Annotated in this window: 13 protein-coding genes and 1 riboswitch; of the genes, 2 read left to right on the top strand and 11 right to left on the bottom strand. The window is 53.8% G+C overall.

Annotated features, from left to right (window positions below; all coding sequences use genetic code 11):
* Positions 1-351 precede the first annotated feature (351 nt).
* The 6 genes from thiH to NST04_RS32900 all read right to left on the bottom strand — a co-directional run bounded on the left by thiH (position 352) and on the right by NST04_RS32900 (position 5,014).
* The gene (thiH, locus tag NST04_RS32925) at positions 352-1,467 is read right to left on the bottom strand and encodes a 2-iminoacetate synthase ThiH (protein WP_341187969.1); all 1,116 of its coding nucleotides are present in this window, start codon (positions 1,465-1,467) and stop codon (positions 352-354) included.
* Between the two features lie 29 nt (positions 1,468-1,496).
* Positions 1,497-2,261, bottom strand: coding sequence for a thiazole synthase (locus NST04_RS32920; RefSeq protein WP_341187968.1), 765 nt, complete (start codon positions 2,259-2,261; stop codon positions 1,497-1,499).
* 30 nt (positions 2,262-2,291) lie between these two features.
* Positions 2,292-2,495 carry a sulfur carrier protein ThiS gene (gene thiS, locus NST04_RS32915; protein ID WP_341187967.1) on the bottom strand — a complete coding sequence of 68 codons (204 nt, stop codon included), beginning with the start codon at positions 2,493-2,495 and terminating at the stop codon, positions 2,292-2,294.
* A 39-nt stretch (positions 2,496-2,534) separates the two neighbouring features.
* On the bottom strand, positions 2,535-3,158 hold the full coding sequence (locus NST04_RS32910; protein ID WP_341187966.1) for a thiamine phosphate synthase: 624 nt from the start codon (positions 3,156-3,158) through the stop codon (positions 2,535-2,537).
* 129 nt (positions 3,159-3,287) lie between these two features.
* Positions 3,288-3,390, bottom strand: a riboswitch (TPP riboswitch).
* Between the two features lie 55 nt (positions 3,391-3,445).
* A complete protein-coding gene (locus NST04_RS32905) occupies positions 3,446-3,982 on the bottom strand; it encodes a hypothetical protein (RefSeq protein ID WP_341187965.1) in 537 nt (178 codons plus the stop codon).
* A gap of 159 nt (positions 3,983-4,141) precedes the next feature.
* Positions 4,142-5,014, bottom strand: a complete 873-nt coding sequence (locus NST04_RS32900) for an SDR family oxidoreductase (RefSeq protein WP_341187964.1) — start codon at positions 5,012-5,014, stop codon at positions 4,142-4,144.
* Between the two features lie 290 nt (positions 5,015-5,304).
* On the opposite strand from NST04_RS32900, the gene NST04_RS32895 reads away from it, so the two are divergent.
* A complete protein-coding gene (locus tag NST04_RS32895) occupies positions 5,305-6,468 on the top strand; it encodes an amidohydrolase family protein (RefSeq protein WP_341187963.1) in 1,164 nt (387 codons plus the stop codon).
* A 16-nt stretch (positions 6,469-6,484) separates the two neighbouring features.
* A complete protein-coding gene (locus NST04_RS32890; RefSeq protein WP_341187962.1) occupies positions 6,485-7,012 on the top strand; it encodes a GNAT family N-acetyltransferase in 528 nt (175 codons plus the stop codon).
* A 78-nt stretch (positions 7,013-7,090) separates the two neighbouring features.
* Here NST04_RS32890 and NST04_RS32885 read toward each other — a convergent pair whose 3' ends face one another.
* The 5 genes from NST04_RS32885 to citZ form a co-directional block, all read right to left on the bottom strand.
* Positions 7,091-8,341: an S-layer homology domain-containing protein gene (locus NST04_RS32885; protein WP_341187961.1), complete on the bottom strand. Its 1,251-nt coding sequence runs from the start codon at positions 8,339-8,341 to the stop codon at positions 7,091-7,093.
* 179 nt (positions 8,342-8,520) lie between these two features.
* The gene (locus NST04_RS32880; protein ID WP_036695834.1) at positions 8,521-8,946 is read right to left on the bottom strand and encodes a hypothetical protein; all 426 of its coding nucleotides are present in this window, start codon (positions 8,944-8,946) and stop codon (positions 8,521-8,523) included.
* A gap of 48 nt (positions 8,947-8,994) precedes the next feature.
* Positions 8,995-9,936, bottom strand: coding sequence for a malate dehydrogenase (gene mdh / locus NST04_RS32875; protein WP_341187960.1), 942 nt, complete (start codon positions 9,934-9,936; stop codon positions 8,995-8,997).
* A 100-nt stretch (positions 9,937-10,036) separates the two neighbouring features.
* The gene (gene icd, locus NST04_RS32870) at positions 10,037-11,332 is read right to left on the bottom strand and encodes an NADP-dependent isocitrate dehydrogenase (protein WP_036725590.1); all 1,296 of its coding nucleotides are present in this window, start codon (positions 11,330-11,332) and stop codon (positions 10,037-10,039) included.
* Positions 11,333-11,435: 103 nt separating this feature from the next.
* On the bottom strand, positions 11,436-12,548 hold the full coding sequence (gene citZ, locus NST04_RS32865; protein ID WP_341020170.1) for a citrate synthase: 1,113 nt from the start codon (positions 12,546-12,548) through the stop codon (positions 11,436-11,438).
* Between the last annotated feature and the right edge of the window lie 245 nt (positions 12,549-12,793).

Below are 12,793 nucleotides of genomic sequence, written 5' to 3'. Positions count from 1 at the left end.
CATTGTGTTCAGTTTTTCGCATACATTTGGCCTACACGCCTCACGCCAGCAAATTGTATTCGGTTTTTCGCATACATCCGGCCCACGGCCTTCGTGGTAGAAGGAGAAGTCAGCACGCGAAGCCTACAACGCTTATACAATGCAAATAACCCGCCATGAGGCGGGTTATTTGCATATGGTCAGGTTACGTTAGGTACGATTAGTCTGGTCAGTTGAGTTAGTCTCAGTTTTCTAGTCAGGTTAAGTTAAACACGATTAGTCTAGTCAGTCTAAGTTCATTCAGTTAGTCAGGGCAGTTTAACTTACATCCAGTTTAGTCACCTTAAACTAAGCCACATCAGCTTACCTACCTCACGCCAAGCGGTCAGACAGGATATCCCAGTCCTTGAATACCGGCTGGAGTCCTTGCGAGCGCAGCATCTCGGCTATCTCGGCCACGCTGCGGTTGTCCGAGATTTCAAACTGCGGGGTGCCCCCTTCGAGGGAATGTCCGCCCACTTCGGTGGATACCCCGGCGGACATCTTCGTGATGCCGAGCTGGACCAGATGATCGCGCAGAGCGGCAGGCTCGCGTGTGGACAGTGAGATGCCGGAGCGCGGCAGGAACAGGCGGTAGGCCAGGATGATCTGCACCAGCGCCCGGTCGGTTACGTCGCTTGCGGGGTTGAATTCGCCTAAGTAAGGCCGGAATCTGGGAATCGACAGCCCGATTTCGCATTCCGGGTACTTATCCTGCAGATACCTCGCATGCAGCGCAGTCGCCAGCGCCTCCTGCCGCCATTCGTACATGCCGAGCAGGGCCCCGATATTCACTGAACGAAAGCCCGCTTGGCAGCCCCGCTCGGGAGCGTCCAGCCGGTTGCGGTAGACGCGTTTGGGTCCTTTTACATGCAGCGCTCGATAAGTCTCCTGGTGGTAGACCTCCTGGTAGAGCGTCAGACCGTCCACGCCGGCTTCCCGGAGTTCAGCATATTCGGCTGTCGAGAGCGGATTCACTTCAATGCTGACAGAGGAAAAATAGCGGCGCAGCACATTCACGCAGTCCCTCACATAACCGGCCGGGCTGTCTCTCCGGGATTCCCCGGTCAGGATCAGAATATGGCGCAGGCCCGTGGCTGCGATGGTCTCTGCTTCCCGGGCGACCTCCTCCAGCGTCAGTTTTTTGCGCGGAAAATCATAGATAGAACTGAAGCTGCAATACGTGCAGTGATTCACGCAGAAATCTGCAAGATACATCGGGGTAAACAGCTGCATCACATGGCCGAAATGCGTACGCGTCAACCGGTGCGCCTTATGTGCCATCTCCTCCAGATAAGGCTCCGCTGCCGGTGACAGCAGGGCCATCAGCCCTTCTTCATCCACCTGCTCTGCACGAAGCGCGCGCTTCACATCCTCTGCCGTATAACGGCTCCATAGCGTCCCGTAAGGAAGCTGCTCCAGCCGGGCCATCGTCTCATAAAAGCTCATAACCGTTCCTCTCCTCCCTATTCCATCTGTCAGGCCAAGAATCCGGTCAACGGTGAAGAGGCTGCCGCCGTCTCCTCCACAGGGCCCAGTCCGGCGAGATAAGCTTTGCGCCCGGCGGATACCGCATCACGGAAGGCTTCTGCCATCAGCAGCGGATCTGAGGCGGTGGCAATCGCTGTATTGAGCAGGACCGCAGCAGCGCCCATCTCCATCGCCTCAGCCGCCTCGGACGGTCTGCCGATTCCGGCATCCACGATCACCGGCAGATCCGTCTCGGAGATCAGAATCCGGATCAGCTCCTTGGTCTGCAGCCCGCGGTTGGACCCGATCGGTGCCCCTAGCGGCATCACAGCCGCAGCCCCCGCTGCCTTCAGCCGCAGGGCAGCGGACAGATCAGGACTCATGTACGGAAGCACCACGAAGCCCTCTGCTGCAAGGATCTCGGTCGCCCGGATGGTCTCCATGTTATCCGGCAGCAAGTATTTCTGGTCATTGATGACCTCAATCTTCACCCAGTTTCCCAGCCCCGCCGATCTCGCCAGCCGGGCAATACGTACCGCCTCTTCTGCGGTGCGCGCACCAGAGGTATTAGGCAGTAAAGTCATATGGGATGGAATATGGCTGACAATATTGTCACTGCTCTCCGGGTCCACCCGGCGCAGGGCAACGGTAATGACCTGTGAGCCTGAGCGCGTAATGACCTCGGGAATAAGAGTGTTACGGCTGTATTTTCCGGTGCCAATGAATAGTCTGCTGGTTAGAGTCACGCCGCCAATCATCAATGGATCTTGCATCTTAACGCCTCCTGGGATAAGTCTTTGTGTTCAGCCTCCGCCTACAAAATGAACCAGCTCAATCCGGTCCCCTTCATTCAGTAACGTATCGCCATAAACCTCTCTTCCGGCAAGCTCGCCGTTCAGCTCGACAATGACCAGCTTCCCGGCCCACTCGGGCCGGGCCAGCAGATCCGCCAGCGTCCGGCAGCTCTCTTCCACCCTCTGGCGGGTACCGTTAACGGTCACAATCATGCCTGTTCACCTCCTGCTGTGCCTTTTACTTGATCCATATCATGGGTTACAAGACTGCTCTGCCGCCCTGTGAACCGCTTCCCTATAAGCACGGGCTGCTGCCACCGGGTCAGGAGCTCCGCAGATCCCCGACATGACAGCAATGCCAGCCGCCCCTTGGGCCAGCACCGCTCCGGCATTGCCCGGGGTAATCCCTCCGAGCGCAATCAGCGGTATGCGGCTCCAGCGGACAGCCTCGGCCAGCTGCTCCAGTCCGCGTGCCTGCTGTCCGGGCTTGCAGGCCGTAGGGAACACATGCCCGTAGAGGCAGAAGTCTGCTCCCTGCCTTCCAGCTTCCGCCGCCTCTTCCTGCGAGTGGACCGATCTGCCGATCCGCAGGCCCGGTGCAAGGCCGCGCACTGCGGCTGGCGGGAGGCTATGCCAGGCTAACTGTACACCGCCTGCCCCGGCGGCCAGGGCAACATCGATCCTATCATTAATGACCAGCTTCGATGGCGGTACTCCGGCCTGAAGCATCTGCTGCGCCGCCGCCAGCAGTTCGCGGGCGGGCATGGATTTTTCGCGGAGCTGGATATAATCCACCATAGAATGCACCGCCGCGGCCCATTCAGCCAGCGCTTCAGGCGGTAGCCGCCCATCCGAGACCGCATGAATTTCGTACAACGACCTTCCCCTCCCGTCTGTTCCAGCTCACTCTGCACCACTCCACAACACAAAAAAGACCGCCCCCCGTAAAGGAAGCAGTCTGGAATAGAAACAGGAATACCGGCACTTGCCGTATACCCCCGCTGCAATATTCGTTCTCCACTTCCCTACGCTGGTATAAACCAGATCAGGTTCAAAGGGTCCAGGCAACTACGCCCGTCTCAGCCTTGCGGCACCCCTAGTGATCGTTCTATGCGGTTGTTTCGTCTTGCTTGTTGTATATTAGCATATTATTCCTCTTAGGGCTATTCTTTCGTAGATTTTACTTCAATTACAAAAACCACAGATGAACTCCCTTCTGAAAATTTACCATCCTCGGTTGTCCAGAATGCTGATATGCCATAGTAATAAACGCCTTGTTCTTTTGGAGCATTAAAAGAGCCGTTCTGCAATGGAATTTGCACTTCTTTATCATCGGCAAATTGCTGAACGGTTAACCCGCCGGGTGCCGGTTTATAAGTAAAAGCAACATGGATCCCCCCCTCAGGTTCTATAACAGTGGGAGTAACCCCCTGTACCATGGATTGTCCTCCTATATAATCCGCACATCCTAATTTCCCCCAGCAATAGCTGCTTTGGGTAACCGGAATTTGGGTTTTCCCGGAAGTAACAAGGGGTAGCGGCGGTGATTCCTGTGTAATTCTAACCCCAATGCTTTTTGCCTTTCCTTCCAATCTTGTATTTGCCACAAGTCTCCCTGCAAAAGGAGTCAAGTAAATGAACACTACCAGAAAAACAAAAATCCCCGCTGCAGATAGAATGAATCCTTTTTTTCTAAGCATCCCAATCCCCTTTTCATATCCAATTAACTAAATAGACGGAAATATATTGTAATAGTTACAAGCGCAGAAAAAAAGCCTGCCGGCAAGCGGTTAGGCTTTTTTAAAAATAGAATTTATATGTTGCACACAAATCTGCATCCAGATCTTATTCTACACCCATCAGCCGTTGACAACCTCGCCGCCGTTCACATGCATCACCTGTCCGCTCACATAGGAGGAATCGTCCGAGGCCAGGTATACATAAGCCGGTGCCAGCTCTTCAGGCTGTCCCGGGCGCTTCATCGGCTGGGTGCCGCCGAACTCACTGACCTTCTTCGCGTCAAAGGTTGACGGAATCAGCGGGGTCCAGATCGGTCCAGGCGCTACCGCGTTCACGCGGATGCCTTTATCGGCCAGATTCATCGACAGCGAACGGGTGAAGCTGAGAATCGCTCCCTTGGTGGACGAATAGTCCAGCAGCTGCGGGCTGCCGCGATACGCCGTGATGGAGGTGGTGTTTATGATCGTAGCACCTTTTTTAAGATGAGGCATGGCTGCCTTGGTCAGATAGAACATGGAGAAAATATTCGTCCGGAACGTACGCTCCAGCTGCTCTGCCGTAATGTCCTCAATCTTATCCTGCGGATGCTGCTCTGCCGCGTTGTTGATCAGAATGTCGAGCTTGCCGAGTCCTTCAACGGTTTGACGAATCAGGCTCTGACAGAAGCATTCGTCCCCAATATCCCCGGCGATCAGAATGCATGTTCTGCCCTCCTGCTCCACCTGGCGCTTGGTCTCTTCCGCATCCTCATGCTCGTTCAAGTAGGAGATCACTACATCCGCTCCCTCCTTGGCAAAATGAACGGCAACCGCACGCCCGATCCCGCTGTCGCCTCCGGTAATGAGCGCGGCCTTGCCCAGCAGCTTGCCTGCTGCCTTATACGCCGGTGTCTCAAACTCCGGGAGCGGGTTCATCTCACTCTCAATTCCCGGGCGTTGATCCTGTACCTGCGGGGGCAGGGTTTTGACAGGTTGTTTGTTAGTGTCTGGCATAATCCATTCTCCTTTCGCTGTCCACAGTAATGTTGATTAATCATGTTAGCATGGCTTAAGGTCTGGTGTTTATGCATCAGGCAGTGTGCCTGCTTGGCTGTACGTTATGTTACTTACCACACTTGGCAGCCGCCCAAACAACCAATCTTCATTCACCGGCACCTGTTGCGGAACGATAGTACGGTAAGCAACGAACGTTTCCAAAAAGAATATTATCTATATCCGCTAGGGGGAAAGCCCTATACTTTGTGAGGAAAGACAACTACCTTAACGGAGAGGACGCTTCCACCATGGGAAATGAGCGCATCTTGCTGGTGAACGGAACGGTAATCGATGGAACCGGACGGCCGCCGCTGCATCATACAAACATTGAGATTGTTAATGGCCGCTTCGGCACCATAACACAGCAAAGTGACATTAACGGGAGATCCGGGCCTGACTCCGCAACTAAAGTGATCGACCTGGAGGGTCTGTTCGTTTTGCCGGGGTTCATTCACACCCATGCCCATACAAGCTTCAAGTACATACAGAATGAGCCGCTGCACGGATATCATACGGAATATTTGGCCGCGTGCCTTGCAGAAGGAATTACTACGATCCGCGATGAGGGAATGACTACGGCAGCATCGATTGACGATGTAGTCACACATACGCGGCAGCTGGAGAGCGGTGCTTTTCCCAGAATTCTTACGTCTGGCAAGGTCTTCACGGCTCCAGGCGGTTACGGTGGTCAGGAACCTATCGGCGTAGAGAGTGTGGATGAGGCGCGGCTTAAGGTCCGTGAAGTCCTGGAACAAGGAATACATTTCATCAAAACAGCGCTGGAAGACGGCTACGATCCTGCTACCGCCGGACTGCCCCAGCTGAATCAGGAGATTCTTGAAGCGATCTGCCGGGAGGCCCGGAGCATGGGCACTTACGTATCTGCTCATGTTACAAGTGCGCGCAATCTTCAGATTCTGGTGGATGCTGGGATCAGCGATGCTGCGCATATGATTTACGACCGGCTGGACGATCAACTGATAAGGCAAATGGTGAGCAGGAGCATCCGAATCGTCCCCACACTCACCGTACTCCAGATGTTCCAGGACAAATTCGGAGCGCCGCTGCTGGAGCAAGGCCTGGATAATCTCTGGAGATTTATTCAGGCGGGCGGGGAGATTGGCCTGGGGGATGATTTTATCGAAGAAGCTCCTCCGTGGTACAGAGCCGGTATGCCGTGGAAAGAGATCCAGCTGTTAGGACAAGCCGGCCTCTCCCCGATGCAGATTATTATGGCCGCCACTTCATCCGGTGCCAAAATCTGTAAGCTGGATCATGAACTCGGTACCATTGAGACAGGCAAGAGGGCCGATCTGTTGGTCGTCGGGGGAGATCCGCTGGCGGATATTAATAACCTGCGTCAGGTCATATGCGTAATGAAAGACGGCAAGATCGTATCGAAATCATACTAGCAGGAGGTTTTGCAAAATGAACGCAAGAATCACATTATCTCCGGTCACCCCGGACGATATCGATTTCATCACAGATCTGGAGACCAGCACCTCGCTCTGGCCCTTCGAGGATATGATTCCAACCGACAAGGAGGCCGTCCGGAAGACTGTGGCGGAACAAATCCATAGCGACTGGCACAAACAATTCGTGATCCGGCTCGCCTCCCCGGAGGCAACCCCTGTAGGGGAAGTGCATATACACTGGTATGTAAAAGAGCGCGAGAGCTGGGAACTGGGCTACAGTCTTTTCCCTGAATACCGGGGGCAAGGCTACTGCACTGAAGCAGCGCAGCTGGTCTTGAAGCTTGCTTTTGAAGAATGGAAGGCCCACAGAGTCGTGGCTATGTGCAATGAATACAATACCTCATCCATCCAGGTGCTGGACAGGTTAGAGATGGTCCGCGAGGGGGTATTCCGGGAAGAAATACACTGGAACAACCAGTGGGTCAACCAATACTTTTATGCAATACTGGACCGGGAGTATCTGGGGCGTAAAGGGATATAGATCTATACAGAGCAGCAATGCTGATCCTGATGCTCTTCATGACGCCCTTTAGAAGAGAGCAGTCCTTCATTCAGAATTCTATTCATCTTCTTTCACGATTACATCCAGAACTCTGCCTGTTCCCGTAACCTTCGTTGACGTATTCAGAATAGCCTGAGTAATCGTTGTCCCTTCATCCAGCTCTATCTTAAGCCCTGATGCTGAGGCCGCGGTCTTAACCGTGCGTATGGAGCCTTTTTGCAGGTGGAGGATGGGTCCTTTGGCTTCAATGTTCACGTCTCCGAAATTGCCATTAAGTGTCACTACGAGCCCGGCTGCAAGGCCGGATGGCAGATCAATATCTGTGAGCACGGCACCAGTACCCTCACCCTCCTCCAGAATCACACTAGATTGTACTGACACCGCCTTCACCGATGTTGCACCTTCGGTTACCAGGCGGGCAGTTCCGCTCTTCTTCTGCACAATCACTTGGTTCAAGGTTGTGTTCTTGAGCTTCACTGAGGGATCTCCGCTTCCCTGTATGATGACCTTGCCTAACACTTCAACACTATCCAAGTCCACCTCTCCGTTGCCAATTCCTTCTTCCAAAACCAGGTCTCCAAATATCTTAAGATTCTGCAGCAGCACATCATAGCCGGATACGGTGACATTGTTATAGTATTTGATGGCTCCCGGTTCAAAGCTTCCGAGCCCCTCAGAAACTCCGATATTTACACTCTGCAAGCCGCCGCTTGTGACGTTGTAGTAGTCCAGCAGTGCAATCGCTTCGGCCCGGGTCATCGCTTGTTTTGGAGCAAACCGTCCGTCCGGGTATCCCCTCATTCCTCCGGCATTGATCATAGCAGCGACATCGGCTTGGCTCCAGCCTGCAATCTGATCCTTATCGCTGAACCGGGATAATACCTCCGTGCTCCCCGTCTCATAATACAGCAATCTGCTCACCATAATCGCCGCCTCCTGGCGCATAACGGGATCGCCCGGACGAATCGTGCCTCCGTAACCCTTGATGATACCCGCATCGAGTGCTTTAGAGATTTCTTCGTAGGCCCAGTCCGTCTTAGGAAGATCGCTGAAATCGGCCTTCACCTTGCTCTCCGCCGTTAGCCCGGCGAACCCGTTGATCAACGTGATAAATTCCGCTCTGGTGATTGCCTGATCCGGCCGGACTGACCCGTCCGCGTATCCCTTCAGCCATCCCTTTTCCAGCCAGCGGCTAATCGGCTTCTGCGACCAGTGTCCTTCATAATCGGCTGCCGCATACATAACCCCGCCTGAACCCAGCAGCAAGCCCAGACTTAGCCCCACTGTTACTATTTTTCTTCCAATCATAACTGCCACTCTCCTATGTATGTGATCCTAAATGAACTAAGCACCTAATCACAGTGTAGCGGAATCCACGGCCGTTGGGAACAATCTCCAATAATGTGCTTCCAGACATACGAAACAGCCCTGGAGGCCGAGGCTTCCAGAGCTGTTAGCACCACACTGCCCATCCGGCAGCAGGTTAATTAGATAATTGTGTTGTACACCATGAAAAAGATCATGACGACCAGCGAGACCATCAGCAGCAGACTCATGGTACGGATCTTGGCGGTCTCCGCAGAGACATCACGGTTCTCTCTCATGCCTGCCGCAGCGAGGCGCAGAGGCTTGGTCATAATCCCGCCGAACGCGAACATAGCCAGCAGCAGCACCGTAACAATGATCATCCAAGGTACAGAATACTCGCCCTTAGTCATCATGTAGCCGCCGGTCAGCAGCTGAATCACCAGCCCGTATTGGGCAAAGCGGTTGAATCCGCCGATTGCACTGAGCGTGCCTTCCTTCGCCGGGGAGGACAGCTTAGCCGTCCCGCTTAAGATAAACGGCAGCACCAGATAGAAGCCAAGCGCCAGCGTCCCGATCATATGCAGAAAAAAGAAAACATGACCCATCGTAATCTCCTCCTATTTCAATTTGAGGGGCTCCGGCAGATGCCGGGGTTACATAGTTACAGAGGAAGTCACCGCGCGGACCGAATCAGCGGACTGGTCGAGCGCCGCCTGTTCCTCCGCCGTAAGCTCCAGTTCAAAAATCCGCTCAATCCCCTCCGCTCCCAAAAGCACAGGAACTCCCATGAACAGGTTCTCATAGCCGTATTCACCCTCAAGCAGAGCGATTACCGGTATGATCCGTTTCTTGTCCTTGAGAATGGCCTCCGCCATCTGAACCAGGGATGCTGCCGGAGCATAATATGCACTGCCGTTGCCGAGCAGACTGACAATCTCACCGCCGCCGACGCGGGTACGCTGTACAATCTCTGCGATGCGGGCTGCCGGGATAAGCGTCTCGATCGGAATACCGCCTACGCTAGAATAACGTACTAACGGCACCATATCGTCGCCATGGCCGCCCAGCACGAAGCCGCGTACATCCTCTACCGATACATTAAGCTCCTGAGCGATGAAAGTGCAGTAGCGGGCTGTATCCAGCACCCCGGATTGTCCGATTACGCGGTTCTTGGGGAAGCCGAGCGCATGATAGGCCACGTATGTCATGGCATCCACCGGATTGCTCAGAATAATCACAATGGACTCTGGAGCCACACGCTTCACATTCCCGCAGACCGATCTGACAATGTTCGCATTGGTGTTGACCAGATCCTCACGGCTCATGCCGGGCCCCCGGGCAACCCCTGCGGTAATAATAACGATGTCAGAATCCGCTGCATCCTCATAGCTTGAAGTTCCGGTAATCTGAGCATCGAATTTCTGCACGGGTCCCGCTTCGAGCATATCCAGGACCTTGCCCTTAGTCGGATTCTCAAGCTGGGGAATGTCCAGCAGTACCACATTGCCAAGTTCCTTCTGGGCAAGCATAAGCGCCGTGGTCGCGCCGGTGAATCCAGCACCTACGACAGTGATTTTTGAACGTTTGATCGCCACGGTAGCCCTCCTAACCTGATGATAGTCTGCAGGCGGCTACATAGATATAAGCTACACGGATGTGCAGCTTATATCTGTAATATTTACCGGCCCGGCCTGCTTACAGATGGTTGATGATCTCGTCAGCAAAAGCAGAGCATTTCAGCTCGGTCGCGCCTTCCATCTGGCGGGCAAAGTCGTAAGTAACCGTCTTGTTGTTAATTGCTGTGCTCATTCCCTGGTAGATCAGGTCAGCTGCTTCCTGCCAGCCCAAATGCTCAAGCAGCATTACGCCGGAGAGAATAACAGAGCCCGGATTCACTACGTCCTTATCAGCATACTTAGGTGCCGTACCGTGTGTAGCTTCAAAAATAGCATGTCCCGTAATATAGTTAATATTCGCTCCAGGAGCAATACCAATGCCGCCGATCTGGGCAGCCAATGCGTCGGAGAGATAGTCACCGTTCAGGTTCAGCGTCGCAATGACATCGAAGTCTGTCGGGCGGGTCAATACCTGCTGCAGTGCAATGTCCGCAATAGCATCCTTCACGATGATCTTGCCTGCTGCTTCGGCTTCCTTCTGGGCAGCATTCGCAGCCGCTTCACCGTCGCGCTCCTTGATGACATCGTACTGGTTCCAGGTGAAGACCTTATCGCCGAACTCCTGTTCAGCCACTTCATAGCCCCAGTTCTTAAAGGCACCTTCAGTGAATTTCATGATGTTCCCTTTGTGTACCAGGGTCACGCTCTTGCGTCCGTGCTTAATTGCATACTCTACTGCTGAACGAACAAGGCGCTTCGAGCCTTCCTCGGATACAGGCTTGATACCGATACCGGATGTTTCCGGGAAGCGGATTTTGTTCACACCCATTTCCTTCTGCAGGAATTCGATAACCTTCTTCACTTCGGCAGAGCCTTCCTGATATTCAATACCCGCATAAATATCCTCTGTATTCTCACGGAAAATAACCATATCCACCAGCTCAGGATGCTTCACCGGAGAAGGAACGCCGTCGAAGTAGCGCACCGGGCGAAGACATACATACAGGTCAAGCTCCTGGCGCAGCGCCACGTTCAGGGAGCGGATACCTCCTCCGATTGGAGTAGTCAGAGGGCCTTTGATTGCCACAATGTACTCGCGGATCGCTTCCAGCGTGTCGTTCGGCAGCCATTCACCATATGTATTGAAGGCCTTCTCGCCGGCAAACACTTCGTACCACGCAATTTTTTTCTTACCGCCGTAGGCTTTCTCTACAGCTGCATCCAGCACCCGCTTGGAGGCTTTCCAAATGTCACGGCCTGTCCCGTCACCCTCGATGAATGGAATGATCGGCTGATCCGGAACCAGCAGCTTGCCGTCTTCGATTGTAATTTGTTCGCCTTCTGTGGGCAGATCGTATTGTTCCAGTTTCAACATTGGTAGATATTCCTCCTAAAAGTATGATGTATAAGCATTCATATCATTCATTGTACTAAAGGGGCAGAGCAGCCTGCAAGGGCTGCCCCTCCCTGCCGCCCTGTTACCGCTCGTCTACAGGGACGTACTTCATGTCGGACATGCCTGTATATTCCGCACGCGGCCGGATGATACGGTTGTCTTCGTACTGCTCCAGAATGTGCGCCGTCCAGCCCGAGGTACGGCTGATTGCGAAGATAGGAGTGAACAGCTCCCGTTCGATCCCCAGCTGTGTGTAGACCGATGCCGAATAGAAATCGACATTCGGTTTCAGCCCCTTTTGGCTGGTGATCAGCTCTTCCACCTTGACCGACATGTCATAGAGACTGGTGTCATTCTTCATCGTGCCCAGCTCGCTGGACATCTTCATCAGGTGCTTGGCGCGCGGGTCGCCGTTCTTGTAGACACGGTGTCCGAATCCCATAATCTTCTCCTTGCGCTCCAGCTTGCCTTGGATATACGGCTCCACCGCGTCCAGACTGCCGATCTCCTCAAGCATCTTCATGACGGCTTCATTCGCCCCGCCGTGCAGCGGCCCTTTAAGCGCACCGATCGCCGAGGTCACACCGGAATAGATGTCGGACAAGGTCGCAACCGTCACCCGTCCGGCAAAAGTCGATGCATTCAGCTCATGGTCGGCATGCAGCACAAGCGCCGTATCCAGCGCCTTGACGGATACCGCATCCGGCTCTTTGCCCCACAGCATATAGAGGAAGTTCTCGGCGATGGTCAGGCCCGCCTTGGGGGCTACCGGCTCCAGGCCTTTGCGGATGCGCGCCAGTGCGGCAACTACGGTCGGAATCTGCGCCTGCAGCTTCAGCGCCTTGGTCTGGTTCGCTTCCTTGCTCATATCATCGGCAGCTTCGTCGTACAGCGCCAGACTCGATACGGCAGAGCGCAAAGCGGCCATGGTGTTGGCTTCCTTGGGATATAGCTTCATCTGAGTGAGCACCTGCTCCGGGATCGCAGCGTGTGCGCTGAGCTCGCGCCGCAGAGCTTCAAGCTCCGGCACCGTCGGCAGACTGCCGAACCACAGCAAATAAGCAGTCTCCTCAAATGTGGCATGGTCCGCAAGATCGTCAATATCATAGCCGCGGTAAGTGAGCACTCCATCTACGATAGAGCTGATTGAGGAGGTCGTTGCAACAATGCCTTCAAGTCCTTTAGTAGCTGTCATAGTATCTCTCTCCTTTGCCAACAAGAGTGTATAGTGCCGCTTCAAACCTCATGTAAACATTTACATTTCCAAGTATTTCAACTCTCTCTGAAAAAGCTTCAGAACCGGCTCAGAAGATTGCAACTAAATTTCTGCTCTTTAACCTTTAATTATCATACCGGATTTTGACGGTTATGTGAACAACGTGGAAGCTTTGCAGGACATCAAATGATTTTATCGGAGGGATAGAAAAAAACGAACGCAAA

It is taken from the genome of Paenibacillus sp. FSL H7-0756 (assembly GCF_038006765.1).
Classification (GTDB): Bacteria; Bacillota; Bacilli; order Paenibacillales; family Paenibacillaceae; genus Paenibacillus_AQ.
Note: the sequence above shows the minus strand (reverse complement) of the source record. Positions and strands in the feature narration are given on the sequence as shown.

Bases quoted from the DNA above. Each gene is read 5' to 3' on its own strand.
- thiH (WP_341187969.1), bottom strand. From the start codon at position 1,467: ATGAGCTTTTATGAGACGATGGCCCGGCTGGAGCAGCTTCCTTACGGG.
- NST04_RS32920 (WP_341187968.1), bottom strand. From the start codon at position 2,261: ATGCAAGATCCATTGATGATTGGCGGCGTGACTCTAACCAGCAGACTA.
- thiS (WP_341187967.1), bottom strand. From the start codon at position 2,495: ATGATTGTGACCGTTAACGGTACCCGCCAGAGGGTGGAAGAGAGCTGC.
- NST04_RS32905 (WP_341187965.1), bottom strand. From the start codon at position 3,982: ATGCTTAGAAAAAAAGGATTCATTCTATCTGCAGCGGGGATTTTTGTT.
- NST04_RS32900 (WP_341187964.1), bottom strand. From the start codon at position 5,014: ATGCCAGACACTAACAAACAACCTGTCAAAACCCTGCCCCCGCAGGTA.
- NST04_RS32895 (WP_341187963.1), top strand. From the start codon at position 5,305: ATGGGAAATGAGCGCATCTTGCTGGTGAACGGAACGGTAATCGATGGA.
- NST04_RS32890 (WP_341187962.1), top strand. From the start codon at position 6,485: ATGAACGCAAGAATCACATTATCTCCGGTCACCCCGGACGATATCGAT.
- NST04_RS32885 (WP_341187961.1), bottom strand. From the start codon at position 8,341: ATGATTGGAAGAAAAATAGTAACAGTGGGGCTAAGTCTGGGCTTGCTG.
- NST04_RS32880 (WP_036695834.1), bottom strand. From the start codon at position 8,946: ATGGGTCATGTTTTCTTTTTTCTGCATATGATCGGGACGCTGGCGCTT.
- icd (WP_036725590.1), bottom strand. From the start codon at position 11,332: ATGTTGAAACTGGAACAATACGATCTGCCCACAGAAGGCGAACAAATT.
- citZ (WP_341020170.1), bottom strand. From the start codon at position 12,548: ATGACAGCTACTAAAGGACTTGAAGGCATTGTTGCAACGACCTCCTCA.